The organism is Xanthomonas campestris pv. campestris str. ATCC 33913, from assembly GCF_000007145.1.
In the GTDB taxonomy this organism is placed as follows: domain Bacteria; phylum Pseudomonadota; class Gammaproteobacteria; order Xanthomonadales; family Xanthomonadaceae; genus Xanthomonas; species Xanthomonas campestris.
In genome coordinates this window covers 1,563,094-1,586,131 of the sequence record NC_003902.1, presented here as the reverse complement: position 1 = coordinate 1,586,131, position 23,038 = coordinate 1,563,094, and the positions used below count along the sequence as shown (strand labels likewise).

Annotated in this window: 19 protein-coding genes and 1 other RNA gene; 12 read left to right on the top strand and 8 right to left on the bottom strand. The window is 65.8% G+C overall.

Annotation, left to right across the window (positions count from 1 at the left end; genetic code table 11):
• The first annotated feature begins 10 nt into the window (after nucleotides 1–10).
• The 6 genes from lpxA to XCC_RS07070 all read left to right on the top strand — a co-directional run bounded on the left by lpxA (nucleotide 11) and on the right by XCC_RS07070 (nucleotide 8,588).
• Nucleotides 11–802, top strand: coding sequence for an acyl-ACP--UDP-N-acetylglucosamine O-acyltransferase (lpxA, locus tag XCC_RS07095; RefSeq protein WP_011036553.1), 792 nt, complete (start codon nucleotides 11–13; stop codon nucleotides 800–802).
• On the top strand, nucleotides 799–2,115 hold the full coding sequence (gene lpxB / locus XCC_RS07090; protein WP_029629001.1) for a lipid-A-disaccharide synthase: 1,317 nt from the start codon (nucleotides 799–801) through the stop codon (nucleotides 2,113–2,115). The genes lpxA and lpxB overlap by 4 nt, the downstream gene beginning before the upstream one ends.
• The gene (locus XCC_RS07085) at nucleotides 2,112–2,834 is read left to right on the top strand and encodes a ribonuclease HII (protein ID WP_011036551.1); all 723 of its coding nucleotides are present in this window, start codon (nucleotides 2,112–2,114) and stop codon (nucleotides 2,832–2,834) included. Before lpxB ends, XCC_RS07085 begins: the two co-directional genes overlap by 4 nt.
• A 236-nt stretch (nucleotides 2,835–3,070) precedes the next feature.
• Entirely contained in the window at nucleotides 3,071–6,661 is a 3,591-nt protein-coding gene (gene dnaE, locus XCC_RS07080) for a DNA polymerase III subunit alpha (protein ID WP_011036550.1), read from the top strand.
• 154 nt (nucleotides 6,662–6,815) lie between these two features.
• Complete coding sequence (locus XCC_RS07075; protein ID WP_011036549.1) at nucleotides 6,816–7,775, top strand: acetyl-CoA carboxylase carboxyltransferase subunit alpha; 960 nt, start codon at nucleotides 6,816–6,818, stop codon at nucleotides 7,773–7,775.
• Between the two features lie 57 nt (nucleotides 7,776–7,832).
• Complete coding sequence (locus XCC_RS07070) at nucleotides 7,833–8,588, top strand: tetratricopeptide repeat protein (protein ID WP_011036548.1); 756 nt, start codon at nucleotides 7,833–7,835, stop codon at nucleotides 8,586–8,588.
• Nucleotides 8,589–8,714: 126 nt separating this feature from the next.
• Here the strand turns inward: XCC_RS07070 and XCC_RS07065 are convergent, their stop codons facing one another.
• Nucleotides 8,715–9,161: a CopD family protein gene (locus XCC_RS07065; RefSeq protein WP_011036547.1), complete on the bottom strand. Its 447-nt coding sequence runs from the start codon at nucleotides 9,159–9,161 to the stop codon at nucleotides 8,715–8,717.
• Nucleotides 9,162–9,232: 71 nt separating this feature from the next.
• On the opposite strand from XCC_RS07065, the gene XCC_RS07060 reads away from it, so the two are divergent.
• Entirely contained in the window at nucleotides 9,233–9,835 is a 603-nt protein-coding gene (locus XCC_RS07060) for a class I SAM-dependent methyltransferase (RefSeq protein WP_164923357.1), read from the top strand.
• A 154-nt stretch (nucleotides 9,836–9,989) separates the two neighbouring features.
• Nucleotides 9,990–11,297, top strand: coding sequence for a polyhydroxyalkanoate depolymerase (locus XCC_RS07055; protein WP_012438824.1), 1,308 nt, complete (start codon nucleotides 9,990–9,992; stop codon nucleotides 11,295–11,297).
• Between the two features lie 210 nt (nucleotides 11,298–11,507).
• On the opposite strand, the gene XCC_RS07050 is transcribed toward XCC_RS07055, so the two are convergent.
• The 3 genes from XCC_RS07050 to XCC_RS07040 all read right to left on the bottom strand — a co-directional run bounded on the left by XCC_RS07050 (nucleotide 11,508) and on the right by XCC_RS07040 (nucleotide 13,100).
• Nucleotides 11,508–11,582: non-coding RNA, sX9 sRNA (locus XCC_RS07050), on the bottom strand.
• A 247-nt stretch (nucleotides 11,583–11,829) separates the two neighbouring features.
• Nucleotides 11,830–12,741 carry a sensor domain-containing protein gene (locus XCC_RS07045; RefSeq protein WP_011036544.1) on the bottom strand — a complete coding sequence of 304 codons (912 nt, stop codon included), beginning with the start codon at nucleotides 12,739–12,741 and terminating at the stop codon, nucleotides 11,830–11,832.
• A complete protein-coding gene (locus XCC_RS07040; protein ID WP_016944172.1) occupies nucleotides 12,738–13,100 on the bottom strand; it encodes a PadR family transcriptional regulator in 363 nt (120 codons plus the stop codon). The genes XCC_RS07045 and XCC_RS07040 overlap by 4 nt, the downstream gene beginning before the upstream one ends.
• Before the next feature lie 427 nt (nucleotides 13,101–13,527).
• On the opposite strand from XCC_RS07040, the gene XCC_RS07035 reads away from it, so the two are divergent.
• Nucleotides 13,528–15,075, top strand: a complete 1,548-nt coding sequence (locus tag XCC_RS07035; RefSeq protein WP_019237830.1) for an alginate export family protein — start codon at nucleotides 13,528–13,530, stop codon at nucleotides 15,073–15,075.
• Between the two features lie 200 nt (nucleotides 15,076–15,275).
• On the opposite strand, the gene XCC_RS07030 is transcribed toward XCC_RS07035, so the two are convergent.
• Nucleotides 15,276–15,509, bottom strand: a complete 234-nt coding sequence (locus tag XCC_RS07030) for a hypothetical protein (RefSeq protein WP_012438827.1) — start codon at nucleotides 15,507–15,509, stop codon at nucleotides 15,276–15,278.
• Entirely contained in the window at nucleotides 15,500–16,744 is a 1,245-nt protein-coding gene (locus XCC_RS07025) for a hypothetical protein (RefSeq protein WP_238377997.1), read from the bottom strand. Before XCC_RS07025 ends, XCC_RS07030 begins: the two co-directional genes overlap by 10 nt.
• Before the next feature lie 59 nt (nucleotides 16,745–16,803).
• Here XCC_RS07025 and XCC_RS07020 point away from each other — a divergent pair, with 59 nt between their 5' ends.
• From XCC_RS07020 to XCC_RS07010, 3 genes are all read left to right on the top strand, one after another.
• A complete protein-coding gene (locus XCC_RS07020; RefSeq protein ID WP_011036539.1) occupies nucleotides 16,804–17,475 on the top strand; it encodes a DUF502 domain-containing protein in 672 nt (223 codons plus the stop codon).
• A gap of 4 nt (nucleotides 17,476–17,479) precedes the next feature.
• Nucleotides 17,480–18,256, top strand: coding sequence for a queuosine precursor transporter (locus XCC_RS07015; protein WP_016944168.1), 777 nt, complete (start codon nucleotides 17,480–17,482; stop codon nucleotides 18,254–18,256).
• 210 nt (nucleotides 18,257–18,466) lie between these two features.
• The gene (locus tag XCC_RS07010) at nucleotides 18,467–20,383 is read left to right on the top strand and encodes a DUF885 domain-containing protein (protein ID WP_011036537.1); all 1,917 of its coding nucleotides are present in this window, start codon (nucleotides 18,467–18,469) and stop codon (nucleotides 20,381–20,383) included.
• Between the two features lie 6 nt (nucleotides 20,384–20,389).
• Here the strand turns inward: XCC_RS07010 and mmuM are convergent, their stop codons facing one another.
• Both mmuM and mmuP read right to left on the bottom strand, forming a co-directional pair.
• Entirely contained in the window at nucleotides 20,390–21,352 is a 963-nt protein-coding gene (gene mmuM, locus XCC_RS07005; RefSeq protein ID WP_011036536.1) for a homocysteine S-methyltransferase, read from the bottom strand.
• On the bottom strand, nucleotides 21,349–22,746 hold the full coding sequence (gene mmuP, locus XCC_RS07000; RefSeq protein WP_011036535.1) for an S-methylmethionine permease: 1,398 nt from the start codon (nucleotides 22,744–22,746) through the stop codon (nucleotides 21,349–21,351). The genes mmuM and mmuP overlap by 4 nt, the downstream gene beginning before the upstream one ends.
• Nucleotides 22,747–23,038: the final 292 nt, after the last annotated feature.

Sequence of the window (23,038 nt, the reverse complement as noted above, 5' to 3'; positions counted from 1 at the left end):
AGGTGAGACGATGCGTGATCAGGCACCCTTGATTCATCCCACCGCTGTCATCGACCCTGCGGCGCGGCTGGCCAGCGATGTGCGCGTCGGCGCGTTTTCGCTGATCGGCGCAGACGTGGAGATCGGCGCCGGCACCGAGGTGGGGCCGCATTGTTCGATCCACGGGCCTACCCGGATCGGCAGCAACAACCGCTTCATCGGCCACGCCGCGATCGGCGGCGAACCGCAGGACAAGAAGTACGCCGGCGAGCGCACCGAACTGGTGATCGGCAACGGCAACGTGATCCGCGAGTTCGTCACCATCAACCGCGGCACCGGCGGCGGCGGCGGCATCACCGTGGTCGGCGACGACAACTGGATGCTGGCCTACACGCACGTGGCGCACGACTGCCACGTCGGCAATCACTGCGTGTTCTCCAACAACACCACGCTGGCCGGCCACGTCACCGTGGGCGACTACGTGATCATCAGCGGGTTTGCCGGCGCGCATCAGTTCTGCCGGATCGGCGCGCACGCCTTCCTGGGCATGGGCGCGCTGACCAATGGCGACGTGCCGCCCTTCACCATGGTGGGCAGCGACTCGCTGGGCCGCCCGCGCGGCATCAACAGCGAAGGGCTCAAGCGCCGCGGCTTCGATGCCGAGCGGATCTCCGCGATCAAGCGCGCCTACCGCACGCTGTATGTGGCCGGCCTGCCGCTGGCCGAAGCAAAGCTGCAGCTGGCCGAACAGGCCCGCGACAGCGACGACGTGCGAGGGCTGCTCGAGTTCATCGAGGCGGCGGAACGGCCGCTGCTGCGATGACCGGAATCGGGAATCGGGAACCGGAACACGGTGCAGGTGCGCACGTTGGCGCGGCCGTCTCCGTCCCGGATGCCGCATCGATTCCCCATTCCCCACTCCCGATTCCCGGCGCGCGCATGCGCGCTCCACGTATCGCCCTGATCGCCGGCGAAGCATCCGGCGACATCCTCGGTGCCGGCTTGATTGACGCACTGCGCCGCCGCTATCCCGATGCCGAATTCGTCGGTATCGGCGGCGATGCGATGCGCAGTGCCGGATGCCAGACCTGGTTCGACGCCAGCGAGCTGGCGGTGATGGGCCTGACCGAAGTGCTGCGGCATCTGCCGCGCCTGCTGAAATTGCGCAGCGCCTTTCGCGAGCGCGTGCTGGCGTGGAAGCCGGATGTCTTCATCGGCATCGACGCGCCCGACTTCAATCTGCCGGTGGAACGCTGGCTCAAGCAGCGCGGCGTGCGCACCGTGCATTACGTGAGCCCCTCGGTGTGGGCCTGGCGCGAGAAGCGTGCCGAGAAGATCGGCGTCAGCGCTGACCTGGTGTTGTGCCTGTTCCCGATGGAGCCGCCGATCTACGCCAAGCACGGCGTGGATGCGCGCTTCGTCGGACACCCGATGGCCGACGCCATTGCCTACCAGGCCGACCGCGAGGCCGCACGCGCCAAGCTGGGGCTGTCGACGTCCAGCACCGTGCTGGCGGTGCTGCCAGGCAGCCGGCATGGCGAAATCAGCCGGCTGGGCGACACCTTCTTCCAGGCGGCCTGGCTGGTCTCCGAGCATTTGCCCAACCTGCACGTGCTGGTGCCGGCCGCCAATCCGGGCTGCAAGCAGTTGCTGGCCGAGCAGTTGTCGCGCAGTTCGCTGCCAGTGATGCGCTCGCACCTGCTCGATGGCCAGGCGCGCACCGCGATGCTGGCCGCCGACGTGGTGCTGCTGGCCTCCGGCACCGCCACCCTGGAAGCGATGCTGGTCAAGCGGCCAATGGTGGTGGGCTACAAGGTCGCGCCGCTCACCTACCGCATCGTCAAGACGCTGGGCCTGCTCAAGGTCAACCGCTATGCCCTGCCCAACATCCTGGCCAACGAAGACCTGGCGCCGGAGCTGATGCAGGACGACTGCACCCCGGAGCGCCTGTGCGAGGCCCTGCTGGACTGGTTCAAGCACCCGGAAAAAGTCGCCGGCCTGCAGTCGCGCTATCTGGCCCTGCATGCGCAGCTGCGCCAGGACGCCTCGGCGCGCGCGGCCGAGGCGGTGGCTGAGCTGCTGACGCAGCGGGAATTGGGAATCGGGAATCGGGAATCGGGAGGAGCGGGGTCATGACGCGCTCAAGCTCCGACCGCGCGATCGTCGTTCCGGCGGCGCAGAACGCGCTGTTTACCGATTCCCCATTCCCGACTCCCGAGTCCCGTCTGATCGCCGGCGTCGACGAAGCCGGCCGTGGTCCGCTGGCCGGGCCGGTGGCCGTGGCTGCGGTAGTGTTCGACCCGGCCAAGCCGCGCATCAACGGGCTGGACGATTCCAAGCAGCTCAGCGCCGAGCGCCGTGAGCAGCTGTATGCACGCATCGTCGATCGCGCGCTGGCCTGGTCGGTGGTGCTGATCGACAGCGAAGAGATCGACCGCATCAACATCTACCAGGCCACCATGCTGGGCATGCGCCGTGCGGTGGAAGGCGTGGCGCATGTGGCCGGGTTTGCGCGCATCGACGGCAACCGGGTGCCCAAAGGGCTGCCCTGCCCGGCCGAGGCATTGATCGGCGGCGATGCACTGGACCGCGCCATCATGGCGGCCTCGATCGTGGCCAAGGTCACCCGTGACCGGCTGATGCGCGAGCTGCATGCGCAGCACCCCCAATACCGCTTCGACCTGCACAAGGGCTACAGCACTCCGGCCCATCTGGCGGCCCTGCAGACCCACGGGCCGTGCCCGCAGCACCGGCGCAGCTTTGCCCCGGTGCGCCGTGCGCTGGGGCTGGAGACCGCCCAAACCGCCTGGGACGTGCCCTGCGCGCCTGCCGATGGACTGCTGCTGGCCGAGTAAGCCGATCCATTGCCGTCTGCAGGTCGCCGGTCGCCGGGTCGCCGCTACAAGGCTCTCGCGCTCGCCACGCAGCTTGCGCATCCACCCGCCTGCTCACCGGCGCAACCCGCCGCCGCCTGAACCACCCGCGCCGCCCAGCCCCTGCCCCGCCTGGGCGCAACGCGTGAACCCCGCTGTCAAGCCTTGTTCCACCCGCCTGCCGTCGCTACCCTGACCGCGCATTATTCCGGTCTCGCATGTCCACTTCCCGCTTCGTCCATCTGCACGTCCACACCGAGTTCTCGTTGGCGGATTCCACCATCCGCGTGCCCGAGAAACCGGATCAGGCTGACCCGAAAAAAGCCAAGCAGGCCAACCTGCTGAGCCGCGCGGTCGAACTCGACTTGCCCGCGCTGGCGGTCACCGACCTGAACAACCTGTTCGCCCTGGTCAAGTTCTACAAGGCCGCCGAAGGCGTGGGCATCAAGCCCATCGCCGGCGCCGATGTCATGATCGCCACGCCGGACGTGACGCCCTGGCGCATGACCCTGCTGTGCCGCGACCGCGAGGGCTACCTGAGCCTGTCGCGCCTGCTCACCCGCGCCTGGATGGAGGGCCACCGCCCCGAAGGCGGCGTGGCGATCCACCCCGAATGGCTGCAGGCCGGGCATGCCAACCTGTTTGCCCTGGCCGGCCGCGACAGCTTGGCCGGGCGGCTGTTCGCCGAAGGCCGCGCCGACCTGGCCGAGCAGCAGCTCGCCGACTGGCAGCGCGTGTTCGGCGACGGCCTGCACCTGGAGCTGACCCGCACCGGCCGCGAGGGCGAGGAGCGTTTCAACCAGTTCGCGCTGCATGCGGCTGGCGTGCGCGGCCTGCCGGTGGTCGCCAGCAACGATGTGCGCTTTCTGTATGCCAGCGACTTTGCAGCGCACGAAGCGCGCGTGTGCATTTCCTCCGGCCGCGTGCTGGACGACCCCAAGCGCCCGCGCGACTACAGCGACCAGCAATACCTCAAGTCCAGCGAGGAAATGGCCGCGCTGTTCGCCGATGTGCCCGACGCCATCGACAACACGCTGGCGCTGGCGCAGCGCTGCAACATCGAAATGCGCCTGGGCACTTACTTCCTGCCCGCCTACCCGGTGCCGGAAGACGAAACCCTGGACAGCTGGATTCGCAGCCAGTCGCGCGACGGTCTGGCCGCGCGCCTGGAAAAGAATCCGATCGCGCCCGGCAAGACCCGCCAGGACTACGTTGACCGGCTCGAATTCGAGCTGGACACCATCATCAAGATGGGCTTCCCCGGCTACTTCCTGATCGTGGCCGACTTCATCCAGTGGGGAAAGAACCAGGGCATCCCGATCGGCCCGGGCCGCGGCTCCGGCGCTGGCTCGCTGGTGGCGTGGGCGCTGCAGATCACCGATCTGGACCCGCTGCCGTACAACCTGCTGTTCGAGCGCTTCTTGAATCCAGAGCGCGTGTCGATGCCCGACTTCGACATCGACTTCTGCATGGACCGCCGCGACGAGGTGATCGACTACGTCGCGCGCAAATACGGCCGCGAGCGGGTCAGCCAGATCATCACCTACGGCACCATGGCCGCCAAGGCGGTGGTGCGCGACGCCGGGCGCGTGCTTGGCTTCACTTACGGTCTGGTCGACAGCGTGGCCAAGCTGATTCCCAACATCCTGGGCATCACGCTCAAGGACGCGATGGGCGAAGGCAAGGACACGGAGATGGCTTCGCCGGAGCTGATCCAGCGCTATCAGGTCGAGGACGATGTCCGCGACCTGATGGACCTGGCGCGCCAGCTCGAAGACCTCACCCGCAACGCCGGCAAGCACGCCGGCGGCGTGGTGATCGCGCCCGAACCGCTGAGTGAATTCTGCCCGCTGTTCGCCGAACACGACGAAGGCGGCCGCGGCAAGAATCCGGTCACCCAGTTCGACAAGAACGACGTGGAAGAAGTCGGCCTGGTGAAGTTCGACTTCCTGGGCCTGCGCACGCTGACCATCATCGATTGGGCGGTGAAGGCGATCAACGTGCGCCACGCACGTGCCGGCATCGACCCGGTCGACATCACCGCCATTCCGCTGGACGATGCGCCCACCTACAAGGGCGTGTTTGCCTCGGGTAACACCGGTGCGGTGTTCCAGTTCGAATCCTCGGGCATGCGCCGCCTGCTCAAGGACGCGCGCCCGGACCGCTTCGAAGACCTGATCGCGCTGGTGTCGCTGTACCGGCCCGGCCCGATGGACCTGATCCCGGACTTCAACGCGCGTAAGCACGGCCAGCAGGACATCATCTATCCCGATCCGCGCACCGAAGCGATCCTGAAAGACACCTACGGCATCATGGTGTATCAGGAGCAGGTGATGCAGATGGCGCAGATCGTCGGCGATTATTCGCTGGGCGGCGCCGACCTGTTGCGTCGTGCGATGGGCAAGAAGGTGCCGGCTGAAATGGCCAAGCACCGCGAAATTTTCCGCGAAGGCGCGGCCAAGGGCGGCGTAAGCGCGCAGAAGGCCGATGAAATCTTCGACCTGATGGAGAAGTTCGCCGGCTACGGCTTCAACAAGTCGCACGCCGCCGCCTATGCGCTGGTCAGTTACCAGACCGCCTGGCTCAAGCGTCACTATCCGGCCGAATTCATGGCGGCCACGTTGTCCTCGGATATGGACAACACCGACAAGGTGGTGGGCTTTCTCGATGAGGTGCGCAACCTCGGCCTCACCGTGCTGCCGCCGCGCGTCAATGAGTCGGCCTACATGTTCGAGGCCGCCAGCCCCGACACCATCCAGTACGGCCTGGGCGCGATCAAGGGCGTTGGCCAGGGCGCGTGCGAGGCCATCGTCGAAGAGCGCCTGCGCAACGGCCCCTACACCACGCTGCTGGATTTCTGCACACGCGTGGGCACCGCAAAGCTCAATCGCCGCACGCTGGAAGCGATGATCAACGCCGGTGCGATGGACGGGCTGGGCAAGAACCGCGCGTCGTTGATGCTGCAATTGCCGGAGGTGATGAAGGCCACCGAGCAGATGGCACGCGAACGTGCCTCCGGCCAGAACTCGCTGTTCGGCGGGCCCGACCCGAGCGCGCCGGCGATGCGCCTGGACCTGCCCGAAAGCAAGGAATGGCCGCTGGGCCAACTGCTCACCGGCGAGCGCGAAACACTGGGCTTCTACCTCAGCGGGCATCCGTTCGATCCGCATCGCGACGAAGTGCGCGAACTGGTCGGCTGCGACCTGAGCGCGCTCGACAAGATCCTGGCCTCGCAGCAGCGCGGCGGCGGCGGCGGTGGCGACGGTGAAAAGCGCGCCTGGCGTCCTGAAGTCAGCGCCATCCTGGCCGGCCAGGTGGTGGGCGTGCGCCGCAAGGGCGACAGCCAGGTGTTCGTGCAACTCGAAGATGGCCGCGGCCGGGTGGAATGCAGCGCGTTCTCCGACGCGATGGCAGAGTTCGGCCACCTGCTCACCCGTGACCGCATCCTGATCATCAAGGGCGGCCTGCGCGAGGATGAGTTCAACGGCGGCTACAGCCTGCGCATCCGCCAATGCTGGGACTACGAGCAGATCTGCGCCGACCACACGCAGCGGCTGTCGTTGCGCCTGGATCTGCGCGAGAAACAGGCCTGGTCCCGTATCGACACGCTGCTGGCCAAGCACCGCCCCGGCAAGACGCCGCTGCGCCTGGACCTGCTGCTGCGCTCGCCGGCCGGCGGCGTGGCCGGCATGCTCGACCTCAACGGCAGCCACTCGGTGCGCATCGACCAGCAACTGATGGACAGCCTGCGCGCCGACCCGGCCGTGCGCACGTTGAAGGTCAAGTACAGCCCGCCGTGGGCGCAGTGAATCGGGAATCGAGAATGGGGAATCGCAACAGCAGAGCAGCCAGCCGCCCTGCTTTGATTCCCCATTTCCCATTCCCGATTCTCCCAACGCCCCCGTACGGGCCGCAGACACCGCTTCAGCTACACTCCCCGCCTTACGTTGACGACGCCATTGCATGAATCCTAACTACCTCGACTTCGAGCAACCCATCGCCGATCTGGAAGCCAAGATCCAGGAGCTGCGCAAGGCCAGCACCGGCCCTGCAGTGAATGTCGATGCGGAAGTGCGTGCCTTGCGCGACAAGCTGCGCGTGCGTACTGCGCAGATTTTTCGCGACCTGTCGGCCTGGCAGGTATCGCAGCTGGCGCGCCATCCGCAGCGCCCGTACACGCTGGACTACATCAACACCATGTGCGACGAATTCCAGGAACTGGCCGGCGACCGCGCCTATGCCGACGACAAGGCGATTGTCGGTGGCCTGGGCCGCATCGATGGCCGCCCGGTGGTCATCATCGGGCACCAGAAAGGCCGCGATACCAAGAGCAAGGTGGCGCGTAATTTCGGCATGCCGCGCCCGGAAGGCTATCGCAAGGCGCTGCGCCTGATGAAGCTGGCCGAACGCTTCCGTCTGCCGCTGCTGACCTTCATCGACACCCCCGGCGCCTACCCCGGCATCGGTGCGGAAGAGCGCGGCCAGTCCGAGGCGATCGCACGCAACCTGATGGAAATGGCCGAGCTGAAAGTGCCGGTGATCTGCACGGTGATCGGCGAAGGCGGCTCCGGCGGCGCGCTGGCGATCGGCGTGGGCGACCGCACCCTGATGCTGGAATACGGCACCTATTCGGTAATTTCGCCCGAAGGCTGCGCGTCCATCCTGTGGAAGGATGCCGCCAAGGCCAAGGACGCCGCCGAACAGCTCGGCCTCACCGCCAAGCGCTTGAAGGGCCTGGGCCTGGTCGACAAGGTGATCCGTGAACCCACCGGCGGCGCGCACCGCAATCCGGAACAGATGGGCAAGCGGCTCAAGGCCGTGTTGCTCAACGAACTGGACGCGCTGGAAAAAGTGCCGGTGGACGCGCTGATGCAGCAGCGCTACGAGCGCCTGCGCAGCTACGGCGCCTACGAAGGGCATTGAGTCACAGGTCATGATCGCCGCGCGAATGCGCGGCCACGGAATGGAATCCTTGCACCGATGAGCCCTCTCCTGCTGCTGTCGCTGGTTCTGCAAGCCGCCTGCTGCGTACATGTCGTGCGCAGCGGCCGTCCGCTGTACTGGATCTTCCTGCTGCTGGCGTTTTCGTTGCTGGCGGTGCTGGTCTACGTGTTCGTGGCGGTGATTCCAGACCTGCGCAACGACCCGAACGCGCGTCGCAGCCTCGAACGCGTGCGTAGCAAACTGGACCCGCAACGCGAACAGCGCGACGCCTCGCGCCGCCTGGACGTGGCCGACACCCCGGAAAACCGCCGCCAGCTCGCCGAAACGCTGCTGGCCCAAGGCGATTACGCCCAGGCCGCCGAGCACTTCCAGGGCGCGCTGCGCGGCTTGTACCGCGACGATCTGCACCTGATGCTCGGGCTGGCCAAGGCGCAGTTCGGGCTCGGCCAGCCGGCCCAGACACGCCAGACCCTGGACGCGTTGATTGCAGCCAATCCCACCTTCCGCTCGCACGATGGGCACCTGCTGTATGCCCGTGCGGTGGAAGACAGCGGCGACATCGACGCCGCCCTGCACGAATACGAAACGCTGGCGCAGGGCTACCCGGGCGAAGAAGCGCGCGTGCGGTATGCACAGCTGCTGCAGCGCACCGCGCGTACCGACCAGGCCAAGGCAATGTACGAGCAGGTGCTACGCCACGCCGGGGCCTCGCCGAAGCATTACCAGCGCGAACAACGCGGCTGGGTCGAGCTGGCGCGCAAGGGCTTGAGCGAGTTGGGCACTACGGCGTAAGCGCTGCGTTGCACTGTCCGCGTCAGTGCGGCAAGGCGATGCGTTGTGATCGCCCCACAGATCTGTCTTCTCGCAAGATCGATCACCAAGTCTGATGGCCAGGCGACGTCGCCGCCAGAGCCGCCCTCAGAACGGCTTGGCCAGCACCAGCCAGATCACGCCCACCAGCAACACCACCGGCACTTCGTTGAACAGGCGCAGCGCGCGCCCGCTGGGCAGTGCCCGGCCCTGGTCCACACCCTTCAACCAACGCCCGGCCACGATGTAGTGCGCCAGGATCAGCGCGACGGCAAACAGCTTGGCGTGCAACCAGCCGCCAGCCACCATCGTGGGGAAGTCCGGGATCACCCGGTACCCCAGCCACAGCACCGCGCCCAGCAGCAGCGCCAGCCCGAGCATGCTGTGACCGAATTTGTAGAGCCGCCGCCCCATCAGCACCAGGCGCGCACGCACGGCGGTGTCGGTGCCGGCTTCGGCGATGTTGACCAGGATGCGGGGCAGATAGAACACCGCGGCCATCCAGGCGATGACGAACAACAGGTGGAAGGTCTTGATCCACAAATACAGGGTCATGCGCTGGCTCCGCTGGCTCGCGTAGGATGGCCCGCATTTTCACCTATCCGCTGGCGCGAAAGCGCATCCGCATGCACAAGCCCGACGACAAACAGTACGACGCCACCTATTTCACCCGCTGGTACCGCGATGCGGGGCTGGCAGACCCTGCGCGCCTGCGGCGAAAGGTCGCACTGGCCGTTGCCCAGGCCGAGTACTACCTGGAGCGCCCGATCCGCACCGTGCTCGATGTGGGCTGCGGCGAAGCCGCCTGGCGTGCACCACTGCTGGCGCTGCGCCCGAAGCTGCAGTACCTGGGGTTCGATAGCAGCGAGTACGCGGTGCAGCGCTACGGGCGCAGCCGCCAGATCCACCCGGCCCGCTTCGGCGACTTTGCCTGGTTGCGTCCGTGCGCGCCGGTGGATTTGCTGATCTGCTCGGACGTGCTGCATTACGTGCCCACGCGCGAGTTCAACCAGGGCCTTCCCGGCCTGGCCGAGATGTGTGCCGGGGTGGCCTTTCTGGAAACCTTTGCCGAAGAGGACGCCTTCGAAGGCGACCATGAGGGCTTCCAGGCGCGGCCGGCACGCTGGTACCGGCGCCGCTTCGCCAGCGTCGGCTTCACTGCGCTCGGCTCGCATTGCTGGCTGTCGCCGCAGCTGCGGGGCGAGACAGCGGCGCTGGAACACAGCTGAGCAGGGCCGCCGCGCGCTCCACCCGACCGCACGCTGTCCGCGTCGCGTTAGCGCAGTTGACTTGACGGCCTCTACCGTCCGCAGCCCCATTAAGGTGCAAATGCGCCAAACCGGGTATGCTGCGCGGCAGCAAAGAGCCGCACGGATGGGTGGAATGCTTTATCAACTGCATGAGCTGACCCGCAATCTGCTAGCCCCCTGGGTGCATCAGGCCCAGGCGAACGCCAAGATGTTTTCCGACCCCGACAGCCTGTGGGCCTCGCTCCCGGGCGCCGAGCGCATGGCGGCCAGCAACGAACTGTTCCATCGCCTGGGCAAGGAATACGAAAAGCCCGCCTGGGCGCTCGACGATGTCGAGGTGGATGGCCACTCGCTGCCCATCATCGAACGCGAGGTGCTGAGCAAGCCGTTCTGCCGCCTGCTGCGCTTCAAGCGCTTCAGCGACCATGTCGAGCTGATCGGCACGATGAAGCAGCAGCCGGCCGTGCTGGTGGTGGCGCCGTTGTCTGGCCACCACGCCACACTGCTGCGCGACACCGTGCGGACCCTGCTGCGCAACCACAAGGTCTACGTGACTGATTGGGTAGACGCGCGCATGGTGCCTCTGGAAGCCGGCGCGTTCCGGCTTGAGGACTACATCGCTTACATCCAGGAATTCATTCGCCACATCGGTGCCGAGCGCCTGCATGTAGTGAGCGTGTGCCAGCCCACCGTGCCGGTGCTGGCGGCGGTGTCGCTGATGGCGTCCAACGATGAGCCCACCCCGCGCTCGCTGGTGATGATGGGCGGGCCGATCGATGCGCGCCGTAGCCCGACCCAGGTCAACAACCTGGCGACCGAAAACGGCATCGAGTGGTTCCAGAACAACCTGATCCACACCGTGCCGTTCCCGTATCCGGGCCATGGCCGTCAGGTGTATCCGGGCTTCCTGCAGCACGCAGGCTTCCTGTCGATGAACCCCAACCGGCACGTGATGTCGCACTGGGATTTCTACACCGACCTGGTCAAGGGCGACCTGCAGGATGCACAGGCGCATCGCCAGTTCTATGACGAATACAACGCCGTGCTGGACATGCCGTCCGAGTACTACCTCGACACAATCCGCGTGGTGTTCCAGGAATTCCTGCTGCCGCAAGGCAAGTGGAAGGTGGATGGCCAGCTGGTGATGCCGTCGGCAATTCGCAACACCGCCTTGCTGAGTATCGAAGGCGAGCTGGACGACATCGCCGGCCTGGGCCAGACCGAAGCCGTGCACGATCTGTGCACCGGCATCGACGCGGCGCACCGTCGCCACCTGGTGGTGGAAGGCGCCGGCCATTACGGCATCTTCAGCGGCCGTCGCTGGCGTGAGGTGGTGTACCCGCAAGTGCGCGAATTTATTGCCCGCTACGACGCCGACCCGGTTGGCAGCCGCGACCCGGCCACCGTGACGCCGATCCGCAAGCGCGGCAAGCGCGCCTGATCGCCGCGATAGGCGCTCCCGGTCTTTCGATCGGGAGCGCTTTTTTATGCCTGTTTTTTAGCAACACTTCCGTGCGAGTACGTTGTCTGCGGCGTGCGTTTGGCTGCTGTTGATCGGGCTTCACAGTGCATGGTTGTTCGCGCATGGCCTGCAGACTGATCGCCTGGTTCTAGCGTCCATCAAACCATCGTAGCGGCGCTGGCTAAGAGCGGCTAACAAAACGTAGCGAGCAGTCGTCAGGTGGGTGCGCACGGCGCGGAGGAACCGGAATGTACTCGGGTACATGCCGATTCCGAGCACTGGCCGCGCCCGCCTGGCGGCTGCGCAGTCGTTTTGATAGCTGCTCTAAGTCGTCATTCGCGGCGCGTGCACTGTAGATCACTGCCCTGCACTGCAGGTCGCCCGTGGCCGTCGCTGCAAAAAACGTCAACAGCGACGCCAATCACCGCGGTGACCCAGGCATCGGCACTTCCGTCGCAAGCGCCATCGCACCTCTTCGCCGAATGCGAAACGACCTCACGCGCGAATGCACTCAGCCCTCGCCGCTCTTGACCAACAGATGCTTGGCCAGCATGCCGTGCAAGCTGCCAAGTCCACGCGCCAGGTGCAGCGTTGCGAACAACAGCAGGACGCCGAGCACGCACACCGGCACCGACAGCCATCCACTCGCATACGCCGTGTCGCCGAAGGAAAACAGCACGCCGGTATCCAGCAACGCCAGCAGCGGTGCTGCGGCAAAGCCCAGCGACAGTGACAACAAGGTCACGATCACGGTGAAGTAGAGGCTGCCCAGCGGCAGCATCAGCAGGAAGTACAGCATCGTGCTCCAGGTGCGCGCGTCGGTGAACATTGCGCCGATGCGCTGCAACCAGCTACCCGGGATGCCCGGATGTGGCGGCCGACGCGGCATGCGCACGCCCAACAGGGTTTCCACCACCCGCCCTTCCACCAGCGACAGCAGCCGCACCGAGCCGAAGAACAGCACCAGCAGCGGCACGCCAATGATCAAGATCAGCAACCCTGCCGACAGACTGGCACCGGTGACCACCCAGCTGAAATAGAACACGCCGGTGACCAGCGACAACAGCAGATAGAACAGCGCGCCATAGGTACGCGGATCGGCGGCCACGCCGAAGAAACTGCCGATCCACGAACTCCGCTTGGGCGGCAGTGGCGGGCGCAATGCACGTGTCACTGTGACTTCGGTTTCGCGGTAGATCTCGGCCACTTCGTCGGGCGCGCCGTAGCTGCCAGCCACACCGGCAATCACCTCGGCCTCGCTCTTGCCGGCTTGCTCGGCCAGTTCGGCGCGCAGGTATTCCTCGGCGTCGTAAAGCGCGTCCTGGATCATCGCCGGGTCAGCGCCGGCCAACGCGTGACGCAACTGCGTGAGGTAATCGGGAATGGTGGTCGGCAGCGGACGCGGTGGCGTAATCGTGTTCATGAGTGGGTCCCTTCCAGCACAGAGTCGACGGAATCGCGGGTGGCACGCCAGGCGGCCGTCCACGCGCGCAGGCAATCACGCCCGGTTTCGGTAATGCGGTAATAACGACGTGGCGGGCCGGACGCCGATGGCTCGACATGGCTCTGCAACAGCCCGGCCCCTTCCAGGTTGCGCAGCACCGGATACAGCGCGCTCTGCTTGCCGCTGAGCACACCGTCCAGCCGCTCCAGCCGCTTGGCGATGAGGTAGCCGTACAGCGGCGCATCGGCCTGGGCCAGCACCGCCAGCAACGCCAACGACACCGTGCCGGCGCTGAGCTCCTTCTGAAATTTCTTCAGATAGGCATCCGGATCGTTCATTGCCACCTCCGCACTAGGTCGAAGGCAATGCTATGTAGAAGTTGGGTATAGCGAATGTGCCGGTAGTCATGTAGCCGGGAATTGGGAGTGGGGAATCGGGAATCGCAACGGCGGTGCACGTGATCTGCCAGTCGCGAGTCAAATCCACGCTTGTGATGTTCTGCCGCACACGCGCTTTATGTGCGTGAGCCCGCGTTCTTTTTAATCAGTCGACCTAGGCGACGACTGCACGCCTTTGCAATTCCCCATTCCCGATTCCCCATTCCCCATTCCCATCCCTGTCGCGCTCGCATTGCCAAACCCAAGTACGTTCATGAGCTTAGAACCTTTGGGTTACTGCCTTTCCTGTACGGCTCCACTACAGTCGGTGACCCCTGTGCCGATAAACCTCGCTCAGGTGGTTTTCACTTTTTGATGGGGTAACAAGATGCGATTTGCGCGTTCGGCACGGCCGTCCATGGCTGACACTTCCTTTGGCGCCACCAAGTGCCTGTGCCTTGCGATCGGGTTGTCGCTTTCGGGCGTGAGCATTGCGCAGCAGGCGCAGACAGCCGCACCCGCGATCGAACAGCCGCAGGCCGAACCGGCCAAGACGCCGGCACCGCCCGCCCCCACCGGTTATCCGCTGGAAGCGCAGGGCTGGGGTGCCAAGCAGGGCGGCAACATGTGGCAGGTGCGCTGGGCCGAAGACTGGTCGTATCTGAAAGACACCTCCAAGCGGAAGAGCCCGTTTGATCCGCTCAAGTTCATTCCGTTGAGCGAGTCCGGCGATGTGTATCTGACGCTCAACAACGAACTGCGCGTGCGCAGCAATACCGTGACCAACCCCGGCCTGATTCCGGGCAGCCATTCGCAGCAGCAGTATCTGTTCCGTGCGTTCTTTGGCGCCGACCTGCACGTGGGCGAGCACTTCCGTCTTTACACGGAACTGGCCCATGGCAGCCTGGACGGGCGCAATGAAGGCGCCAAGACCGGCACGCAGGAAAACAACGCGATCCTGCAGCAGGTGTTCTTCGACGTGAAGGGCCAGGTTGCCGAAACCGACCTCGGCCTGCGCGTTGGCCGCCAGGTGTTTGTGGACGGGCCGACCACCTTGATGGCACTGCGCGACAACACCGACATCTTCGTGACCTTCAATGGCGTGCGCGCCTGGGCGATCGGCGAGAAGACACGTGTGGACGTGTTCGATTTCAACTTCAACCTGGATGGCACCGAGGGTTTGGGCGATGACCGCATCGACCGCTCGCGGCATTTCCGCGGCGTGGTGGGGGGCTATCGCCTGCCGACAGCCAAGCCGATGTATCTGGAGCCGTTCTTCTATCAATTTCGCAACGACAACCAGGTGTGGGGCCGCCAGACCGCCGAAGAAAACCGCAATTACTACGGCCTGCGGTTGTGGGGCAATGTGGGCAAGCTGCGCACCGATTCGTTCGTGACCGTGCAGCGCGGCAGCTTCGGCGGACGCGACCTGCGCGCCTACATGGCCAGCACCTCCAATGCCTGGACGTTGAGCGACAGCGGCTGGAAACCGCGCCTGGGCTTCCATAGCGAAATCGCCTCCGGCGGCGGTGGCACCTCCGGCACCGGCACCTTGCGCAACAACAATTTCCTCTACGGCAACACCATCTATTTCAGCTGGGCCACGTTCTTCGGCCCGGTCAATCTGGTGACCGCCGCGCCCACATTCACCTTCTCGCCCACCCCCAAGATCACCGTGAATCTGGAGTGGGAAACCCTGTGGCGGCAGACCACCAGCGATGCCATCTACAACAACCAGGCACGCGCCTACGCACGCACGCAGAACACCGGCGAGCGCCGTATCGGCACCATGCCGCGCATCAACGCCACCTGGAACATCGACCCGAACTGGTCGGTGACCTTCCGCGCCGAGCATCTGATGGCCGGCCCGGCACTGGAAAAAGCCGGCTACGGCGACTCCACTTTCGTGATGGGCTGGTTGAACTTCCGCTTCTAGGCAAGCGCGGCGCACCGCCGCACGATGCTGATCACACCGCGCAGCCGCCCGGAGCATTCCTGGCGGTTGTTGCGTGATCGGCAGCAGCGTTGTCTGGCGATGAGCAACACGGGCGCTGCGGTGATCGCCACGCAGTGCGCGTCAGCAGCGCGCTTGCACGCATCGATACCGAAGCCACGCAGTGCACGCACTGCCGCGATTCACTGCAGCGATACGGCCGGTGGATTCGCCAAGGCACTGCCGGCCATCGGGAACTGCAGGATCGCTTGCGTATGGCGCGCATAACGCGGCACCTGCACGGTCTGCCCTTGCGCTGCAATCGTGATGGCACGTGCTGGCCGCACCGGTTCGTCCGGGAGCTCCTGCAGGCGCTGCACGAGCGGGCGCGCATCAGGGTGCTCGCGTAGCCACAGCACCACGCCAATCAACCGCATCGCCGCGGCAGTGTCCTGCAACTGACGCTGATAATGCCACCATCGCTGTACTGGGCGTCCGCCAACACACACCCGACGGCGTTGGCCACGCAGGCAACATCCTTCGCAGGCGGCGGCGCCAGGGCACTGCCGTCAACCCGTGCATCCTGCACCAGCTGCTTGCGTACGGCATCGCTGCAGGCCCAGGTGTAGTTGGGCGCTGTCAGTGCACGCATGCGCTCGGCATCGAAAAACAGCACAGCGCGGTCGTACCAACGCTGCGCGCGTTGGTCCATTTCGCCGTGCATTTGCGCATATACCGCATCGACGATCCTGGCCTCGCCATGCAGCGCGCCACACAGGCTGCTGTCCTCGACGCGCAACGGTGCAAACGCGCTGGCGCACTGCGTCGGCAGGGCCACGTTGACAGGCAGTTCGCTGAGCATGCTCGCAAACAGGTCGGCATTGCCGCGTAACATTGCCCCACCAATCATTGTGACGATCAAACTCTCGTCGCTGCGCAACAACACGCGCGCCACCTGTGCATCGCTGCAGACAGCGGCCACCGCCTGAACCTGGCGCCCCTGCACGAAGTCCAGCGCGTGCTGGGTCATCGACAACGTCAATCCCTGCAGTTCCGGCAGCGGCGAGTCGATGCGGCGCGGAAACGGATCGCGATAGTAGGCATGCTGCGAGAAACTCGCCATACGCGCCAGCAACGGCGCCTGTGGCGCCAGCGCAGCCGCATAGCTGCGCGATTGCGCTCGCACCTGGGCGAGGCATCCGGAAGCGGCCCAACCGCATTGGGGCGGCGCAGTCGCCGGCCATGCCGGCGCGCAGGGATAGCGGCTCAGTTCACTGCGAAATCCGCTTGCGACCGGGGTGCGCTGGAAGCGCTGCAGGTCGCGCGCCAGCACCGCTGCCTGTTCCTCATTCGGAATCGTGTACGGCGATGCCCACAGCGCGACAAACAGATTCGACCCCGCCGGCGGCGCGGGCCGTGGCTGACGCAGTTGCGCCAGCGCCTGCTGCTGGGCCTGCTGCTGGGCCTGCGGGATCGGCCAGCGCGCGGAGAGCGCATGGGCTCCCACCAGCAACGCAACCACCAAACCCACCGACAGCAGGGCCCATTTCAAGAACGTTGCGAGCATGGCAGACACCTTCCCTGGAGAAGGCTGGCATCTTAGCGGGGGCCACCTACCGGATGCGATTGCCCGAATGGCGGCTGTACCGCACCACGCTGCCGACGCGAACACGCCACGCGCTGGCCGAACCACAGGCCCACCGGCCGCAAGCGAATGCCTACAATGCGCGCATGTCTGAATCCTCTGCTCCGCATCGTCCCTCCGTGCAACGGGTCTTCCTGACCGGCCTGCTCACCTTGCTGCCGGTCTGGCTGACCTGGGTGGTGGTGAAGTTCGTGTTCTCGCTGCTGTCGGGCATCAGCAGCCCGTGGGTGGTGCCCTTGTCCGGACGCATCGCGGCCTCGTTCCCGCATTACCTGGGCTGGATCACGGCGCTGTGGGTGCAGAACACCATCGCGCTGATCGCAACGGTAGCGGTGATCCTGTTCGTGGGTGTCCTGAGCCGACGCGTGATCGGCCAGCGGCTGCTGCGCTGGTTCGAAGCGATCATGCGGCGCATTCCGTTGGCCAGCGTGGTCTACGACAGCGCGCGCAAGTTGCTGGACATCCTGCAGACGCAGCCTGGTAGCACGCAACGCGTGGTACTGATCGACTTCCCGCATCGCGATATGAAATCGGTTGGTCTGGTCACCCGCGTGATCAAGGAACAGGGCACCGGCCGCGAGCTGGCAGCGGTGTATGTGCCGACCACGCCGAACCCCACCTCCGGCTATCTGGAGATCGTGCCGGTGGAGCTGCTCACGCCCACCGACTGGACCGTGGACCAGGCGATGAGCTTCATCATTTCCGGCGGTGCCGTGTCGCCGGAGACCGTTCCATTTACCCGGACTGCGGACCGCTGACGCCATGACACACGTGCGTACCCTCGACGATCGTGCGGTACGGCTGTTCATCGCGCTGGCGGCGTTCTTTTGCGTCAACGCCGCGCTGGCGGAGTTCATCGGCGTCAAGATCTTTGCGCTGGAAGACACCCTCGGCATCGCGCCGTTGAACTGGAACCTGTTCGGGCAAACCGGCTCGCTCAGCTTCACCGCCGGCACCTTGCTGTGGCCGGTGGTGTTCATCATGACCGACACCATCAACGAGTTCTTCGGCAGCCGCGGGGTGCGTTTCATCTCTTGGGTGGCGGTGGGCCTGATCGGCTACGGCTTCGTGTTCGCGTTTGCGGCTATCGCGCTGGCACCGGCCGGCTGGTGGGTCACCGCCGCGCAGAGCCAGGGCGTGCCGGACTACCAGGCCGCCTTTGCGGCGGTGTTCGGGCAAGGCCTGTGGACCATCGGCGGCTCGCTGGTGGCGTTTCTGTTCGGGCAGTTGATCGATGTGTCGGTGTTCCACCGCATCCGCCGCGCCACCGGCGAAAAACACGTGTGGTTGCGCGCCACCGGCTCCACGGCGGTGTCGCAGCTGGTGGACAGCTTCGTGGTGATCTATATCGCCTTCGTGCTGGGCCCACAGCATTGGTCCATCGACCAGTTCCTGGCCGTGAGCACGCTCAACTACCTCTACAAGATGGGCTTTGCGATCGCGCTGATTCCGTTGCTGTATCTGGCGCGCCGCGCCATCGGCGCGTATCTCGGCGCCGAACGCGCCGAACAATTGCGCGAAGAAGCTGCCGCCGATTGAGCCAGGCGGCCGCGACGAGCGACCGAACCTGGTGCCGTCAACGCTTGCAGCACAAGCCGTGCGGCACGTTATCGCACCGCAGCATTTATTCCTCACGCGGCGCCCTGCCCGTGCCGTGCATGAATTGCACGCGCGGGCCATGACCCTGGTGGCTGGCCGTAACGGTGCGGATCGGGCAAGCTCCCCGCTCGCTTGTTTCCGGAGCCGGTAATGCCGCTTAGCTTTTCCCGCCTGCTGTCCCTGGCCATGGCCGCCGTGTTGAACCTGTCGCTGGCCGCACCGGCCGATGCAGCCAAGAAGAAGACCGGCAAGGCACAGACCTCGCAAACGCGCGCGAAGGCGGGCAAGGCCAAGAAGTCCACCAAGCCGGCCAGGAGCACCAAGGCCAAGGCCAAGCCACGCGCGGTGGTGGCACCGGTGGTGCAGAGCAAGGCACAGCAACTCACGCTGCTGTACGACCAGTACTGGGATGCCTCGCTGAAGCTCAACCCGTTGCAGGCCACCTTCCAGGGCGAGAGCCGCTACAACGACCAGCTGCCCAACTTCCTGTCGCCTGCGTTCCGCCAGCAGTCGCACGACTTCACCACGCTGTGGCTGGCCAAGGTGGAGGCGATCGGCCCGGATGGGCTCAGCGGGCAGGACCTGCTCAGCTACCAGATCTTCGTGCGCGATGCGCGCAGCGCCCTGGCGGCCGAGCAATTCCCGAGCTGGATGTTGCCGATCAACCAGTTCTACAACATCGCCAGCATTGCGGTGGTCATGGGCTCGGGCACCGGCGCGCAGCCGTTCAACACCGTCAAGGACTACGACAACTGGTCGCGCCGCGCGCTCGGCATCCCGGACCTGTTCGACCAGGCCATCACTAACATGCGTGCGGGCATGCAGGCCGGGGTGGTGCAGCCCAAGGCCTTGATGGAAAAAGTGCTGCCGCAGCTGGACGCCATCATTGCGCGCAGTGCTGAAGAAAGCCTGTTCTGGGGGCCGATCCGCAACCTGCCCGCCGACATGCCCGAGGCCGACAAACAACGCATCACCGCCGAGTACAAGCGGATGATCGAGTTCCGCATCATGCCGGCCTACCGCGCACTGCGCGGCTTCATCGCCACCGAATACCTGCCGGCCTGCCGCGACACCGCGGGGCTGGCCGCGCTGCCCAACGGCGCCGCCTGGTACGCCTACGACGTGCGCCAGAGCACCACCTCCGACCTGACCCCGGCACAGATCCACCAGACCGGCCTGGACGAGGTGGCGCGCCTGCAGGGCGAGATCCAGAACGTGGCCAAGCAGGTCAAGTTCCGCGGCAACCTGCCCAAGTTCTACAAGTTCATGCAGACCGACAAGCGCTTCGTGTTCCGCAGCGAGTCCGAACTGCTGGACGCTTACCGCGGCCTGCAGAGCCGCGTGCAGGCCGCGGTCCCCCGCCTGTTCGCCACCCAGGGCATCCCGGCCCTGGACGTGCGCCCGGTGGAGCCACAGCGCGCGCAAGCGGCGGCCAGCGGCTCGTACATGCGCCCCAACCCGCACGACAACACGCCGGGCATCTTCTACGTCAATACCTCCAACCTGCCCGCGCGCCCGCGCTGGGAGGGCGAAAGCCTGTTCCTGCACGAAGGCGTGCCGGGCCATCACTACCAACTCGGCCTTCAGCAGCAATTGACCGACCTGCCCAAGTTCCGCCGCTTCGGTGGCGAGACCGCCTTCATCGAAGGCTGGGGCCTGTATGCCGAATCGCTGGGCCGCGAACTGGGGCTGTACCAGGACCCGTACAACTACTACGGCTACCTGCAGAACGCGCTGCTGCGCTCGATCCGGCTGGTGGTGGACACCGGCCTGCATAGCCAGGGCTGGACCCGCGCGCAGGCCATCGACTACATGTTGCAGAACTCGGCCGTCACCCGCGAAGACGCCGAGGCTGAGGTGGACCGCTACCTGGCCATTCCCGGCCAGGCGCTGGCCTACAAGGTCGGCGAGATGAAGATCAGCCAGTTGCGCGAACAGGCGCAACGCGAGCTGGGGCCGCGCTTCGATGTGCGTGCCTTCCACACCGAAGTGCTCAAGGACGGTTCGGTGCCGCTGGAGATCCTGCAGGACAAAGTGCAACGCTGGATCGCCACGCAGAAAGGCTGAGCACGCTCAGCCAGCCGTACGCGCCGCCACCAGTGCGGCGATGTCGGCCGGCGTGGTGCGGCAGCAGCCACCAATCAAACGCGCACCGGCCGCATGCCATTGCGCGCGTTGCGTCGCCAGTGAACACGCCACTGTGGTTCCCGCATGCCAGCGCTTGTCGCTGGCGTCGTAGTGCTCACCGGAATTGGGATACACCACCAGCGGCAAGCTGGTGAGCGCGGCCAGCGACTGCAGCGCGGCGGTGACCTGCTCGATCGCAATGCAATTGATGCCCACCGCGACCACCTGCGGGCACGCGTCCAGAGCCGGAATCACTTGCGCCAGTGGCGTGCCATCGCTCAGATGCGCGGCATCGCGCAGGGTGAACGAAAACCACGCATGCACCTGCGGGAACTCCTCCAGCAACAGGCGCAGCGCGGTGATCTCACTGGCCGAGGGCAAGGTTTCGCAGGCCAATAGGTCCACGCCGGCATCCACCAGCGCCGCGATGCGCGGGCGATGGAAGTCGAGCATCTGCGCCACCGGCAGCGCGTAGTCGCCGCGGTATTCGGAACCATCCGCCAGATAGGCGCCATACGGCCCCACCGAGCCGGCCACCCACAGCGGCGCCGCCTGCGGATGCGCGGCCAGGTGGTCCGCGCGCGCCTGCGCCGCCAGCGCCACGCTGCGTGCGATCAACGCCTGCGACTGCGCCAGGCCCAGCCCGCGCGCGGCAAAGCCCTGCGGCGTGGCCTGGTAGCTGGCGGTGATCGCGCATTGCGCACCGGCGGCGAAGTAGTCGCGGTGCACCTGGTAGATCAGTTCCGGCTGCTCCATCAACACCCGTGCCGACCACAAGGCGTCGTTGAGATCACAGCCACGCTGTTCCAGCTCGGTGGCCAGCGCGCCGTCCAGCACCACCTCAGCGTCGCGCTGCAAGACATCACTGAAGGGCGCACCGACGCGCGGTTGGCGGGGAACAATAGTCATGGACGCACTCTCCGGGCTGCAAGCCTTTGGGTCACTGCATGGGCGCCGTAGCACAGCGCCACGAACGGAATCCCGCACCACAGCGCGATGCGCTGCTGCGGGTCAAACGCCAGCCCAGCGCAGGCCAGCACGCACAGCGCGCCACCAATCAGCGGCGTCCACGGATACCACGGCGCGCGGTAGGCCAGGCTGTCCAGTGCGATGCCGTCACGCAGCAGCTGGCGGCGGAAACAATAGTGCGAGGCACAGATGCTCAGCCACACCACCACCACCGCAAACCCGGAGACTGCAGAAATCGCCACGAACACGGTGTCGGCCGCGTACACACCGGTCAGCAGCGCCAGCAGCCCGCCAAGCATGCTCAGCACCAGCGCAGGCAGCGGGATGCCACGCCGGGTCAGCCGCGCAAAGCGGGCAGGCAAGGTGCCCTCGTTGGCCAACGACCACAGCATGCGGGCCGCCGCATACAACCCGGAGTTGGCCGCCGACAGGATCGCGGTAAGGATCACCGCGTTGAGCAGACCTGCGGCATACGGAATGCCCAGCAGCTCGAAGGCGCGCACGAACGGGCTGGTCTCCACCGCCGCCGCGTGCGCCGGCAGCAACGCGGCCAGCACCAGCACGGTGCCGACGAACAGCACCACCAGACGGATCAACGTGGTGCGGATCGCCAGCGGGATTGCGCGTGCAGGCTGTGCAGTTTCGCCGGCTGCGATGCCGATCAGCTCGGTCCCGGAGAAAGCGAAATTCACCGCCACCATTGTCATCAGGATCGGCACGGTGCCGTGCGCAAACCAGCCATCGGCGCGCAGATGGCGCACTCCCGGCGCCGGGCTGCCGTCGGCCAGCGGCAGCCAGCCGACCACCGCCGCGCCGCCCAGCACGATGAACACCACAATGGTCACTACATTGATCAGCGAAAACCAGAATTCGCCTTCGGCAAACCAGCGTGCCGACACCATGTTCAAACTGAAAATCAGCACGCAGAACAGCAGGCACCACGGCCACGCCGGGCTGTGCGGAAACCAGTACTGCATGCAGAACGCGGCAGCGGTGAGGCTCGACCCCAACGCCACCGTCCAGGTGAGCCAGTACAACCAGGCCACCACGTAGCCGGTGGCAGGCCCCAGATAGCGCGCCGCATACACATGAAACGCGCCGGTCTGCGGCATCGCCACCGCCAGCTCGCCCAGGCATTGCATCACCAGATACACCACCAGCGCGCCGATCAGGTACGCCAGCACCGTACCCAGCGCACCGGTGCTGGCGATGATGTAGCCGGTGTTGAAGAACAATCCCGTGCCGATCACGCCGCCCAGGGACAGCATCACCAGATGGCGCACCTGCATGCTGCGCTGGAACTGCGGTGCGTCGGTGGACGAGGGCTCGGACATGCGTGGTCCTGATCGGTGGCGCCCCATCCTGCCACGCACGTGCAGGCGAGCACAGCCATGCGATGGTGAGCTGTGACGTGGCCCTGCCGCTCAGCGGCATGCGGGTATCCTGACGACTCGTTTTTGCCAGCTTGCCGCCATGCCATCCTGTGATCGCACTTACCACGCGGGCTCCCGCATCATCGATGCCCTGCAGCTGCCGCGCGCAGTTGAATCTCTCAAGATCGGCGCGCTCCGTGCTGCCGCTGCCGCGCGCTCCATCGAGCGCAAACGCCTGCGCACTGAACGCTGC

Excerpts from the sequence above, each read along its gene's own strand:
- lpxA (WP_011036553.1), top strand. The coding sequence starts at position 11 with ATGCGTGATCAGGCACCCTTGATTCATCCCACCGCTGTCATCGACCCT.
- lpxB (WP_029629001.1), top strand. The coding sequence starts at position 799 with ATGACCGGAATCGGGAATCGGGAACCGGAACACGGTGCAGGTGCGCAC.
- XCC_RS07085 (WP_011036551.1), top strand. The coding sequence starts at position 2,112 with ATGACGCGCTCAAGCTCCGACCGCGCGATCGTCGTTCCGGCGGCGCAG.
- dnaE (WP_011036550.1), top strand. The coding sequence starts at position 3,071 with ATGTCCACTTCCCGCTTCGTCCATCTGCACGTCCACACCGAGTTCTCG.
- XCC_RS07075 (WP_011036549.1), top strand. The coding sequence starts at position 6,816 with ATGAATCCTAACTACCTCGACTTCGAGCAACCCATCGCCGATCTGGAA.
- XCC_RS07070 (WP_011036548.1), top strand. The coding sequence starts at position 7,833 with ATGAGCCCTCTCCTGCTGCTGTCGCTGGTTCTGCAAGCCGCCTGCTGC.
- XCC_RS07065 (WP_011036547.1), bottom strand. The coding sequence starts at position 9,161 with ATGACCCTGTATTTGTGGATCAAGACCTTCCACCTGTTGTTCGTCATC.
- XCC_RS07060 (WP_164923357.1), top strand. The coding sequence starts at position 9,233 with ATGCACAAGCCCGACGACAAACAGTACGACGCCACCTATTTCACCCGC.
- XCC_RS07055 (WP_012438824.1), top strand. The coding sequence starts at position 9,990 with ATGCTTTATCAACTGCATGAGCTGACCCGCAATCTGCTAGCCCCCTGG.
- XCC_RS07045 (WP_011036544.1), bottom strand. The coding sequence starts at position 12,741 with ATGAACACGATTACGCCACCGCGTCCGCTGCCGACCACCATTCCCGAT.
- XCC_RS07040 (WP_016944172.1), bottom strand. The coding sequence starts at position 13,100 with ATGAACGATCCGGATGCCTATCTGAAGAAATTTCAGAAGGAGCTCAGC.
- XCC_RS07035 (WP_019237830.1), top strand. The coding sequence starts at position 13,528 with ATGCGATTTGCGCGTTCGGCACGGCCGTCCATGGCTGACACTTCCTTT.
- XCC_RS07030 (WP_012438827.1), bottom strand. The coding sequence starts at position 15,509 with ATGCGGTTGATTGGCGTGGTGCTGTGGCTACGCGAGCACCCTGATGCG.
- XCC_RS07020 (WP_011036539.1), top strand. The coding sequence starts at position 16,804 with ATGTCTGAATCCTCTGCTCCGCATCGTCCCTCCGTGCAACGGGTCTTC.
- XCC_RS07015 (WP_016944168.1), top strand. The coding sequence starts at position 17,480 with ATGACACACGTGCGTACCCTCGACGATCGTGCGGTACGGCTGTTCATC.
- XCC_RS07010 (WP_011036537.1), top strand. The coding sequence starts at position 18,467 with ATGCCGCTTAGCTTTTCCCGCCTGCTGTCCCTGGCCATGGCCGCCGTG.
- mmuM (WP_011036536.1), bottom strand. The coding sequence starts at position 21,352 with ATGACTATTGTTCCCCGCCAACCGCGCGTCGGTGCGCCCTTCAGTGAT.
- mmuP (WP_011036535.1), bottom strand. The coding sequence starts at position 22,746 with ATGTCCGAGCCCTCGTCCACCGACGCACCGCAGTTCCAGCGCAGCATG.